This window comes from Pseudoalteromonas holothuriae (assembly GCF_945859825.1).
GTDB lineage: Bacteria > Pseudomonadota > Gammaproteobacteria > Enterobacterales > Alteromonadaceae > Pseudoalteromonas > Pseudoalteromonas holothuriae.
Genome location: NZ_CAMAPC010000069.1, coordinates 1 through 1,107, shown reverse-complemented (window position 1 = coordinate 1,107; position 1,107 = coordinate 1). Strand labels below are relative to the sequence as shown.

The window sequence follows — 1,107 nt, the reverse complement described above, 5'->3', positions numbered from 1 at the left end:
GCTCGATAACATGGCCTTGCGCATTCACTGTAAAGCGTAGACGCCCAGCTGCATCGTAAAACAATTGGCTGCTGCGGTCGTGCTCTGAACGGCTGATTTTGCTTGCAAGCTCTACTTCATTTGCCGCGTCGCCATAACTTACCGTATTAGCATAAGCAATGGTTTCTACGAGTTGCCCTGCGTTATCGTAGCGACTTTCTTTAATCACTGCTTGTGCATTATCTAGCAAGGTTAAAGTAAAGCGTGGCTGCCCTTTATCGTTGTAGAGCGTTTTAAGCTTACTGTCCGCCTCTTGAGTCAGTTGAGCGTAACTCACTGTGGATTTAACCAAATAAGCGGCATTGAAAGTGCCTGCTTTTAAGTGCGTTAGCCCGTCACTTGTTATAGAGGCGCGCGCGCCCCAGCGAATTAACTCATACACACGCCCTTGTGCATCGTAGTGCCACTGAGTAACCCCGCCATCAGCGTTAATATGTAATGACTTGCGACCACTTTTATCGTAGCTGGTGTATTCACTTACCTTGGGCTGTTCACTGGCATTGTTTATAGTGCGTGCGACTACGTCGTAGGCAAACGCTCCTTCGTTGAAATCAAATTGATCAACTTTTAAAAACACCTCCCTTGCGACATTAATGTTGTTGCTCAATTGATGCGTCGCAATGCGGTTGCCGTTATTGTCATAGTCAAAATAACGCACGTTACCTTTTAACGTCATAAACCCTGGCAGTGTTACCGAGCTTGAACTGACATCACGACTTTCTACACCACTGCTCATAACGTCCATCGGTGGCTCTACCGGACCAATATCATCAATGGGGTTATTCGATTGTGTCGTAGGTGATCCATATTGCAAAGAGGTGCTGATAAACTCAGCGGTAAGTTGGTTAGCTTCGTTATATACAAAGTAACTAATGTGCTGGTTATCAAACTCAGAGTCTCGACTATAGCCACTGTTTTGGTCTTTTAACTTGCCACCAAAGTTTTCTGCTTTCTTAACTAGATTATTGTTATCGTCATACTCATAGTTAGTAACTTGGTCACCCTGAATGGTTTGAGCTAAGCGCCCTAGCGCATCGTATAGGTAGTCGGTGTTAAGTGCATTGCTGC

At 45.2% G+C, this 1,107-nt stretch carries 1 protein-coding gene; it reads right to left on the bottom strand.

The window, feature by feature from the left end; genetic code table 11:
• The coding region (locus OCI93_RS20895; protein WP_261627255.1) for a hypothetical protein at window positions 1-1,107 on the bottom strand (1,107 nt) is incomplete at both ends.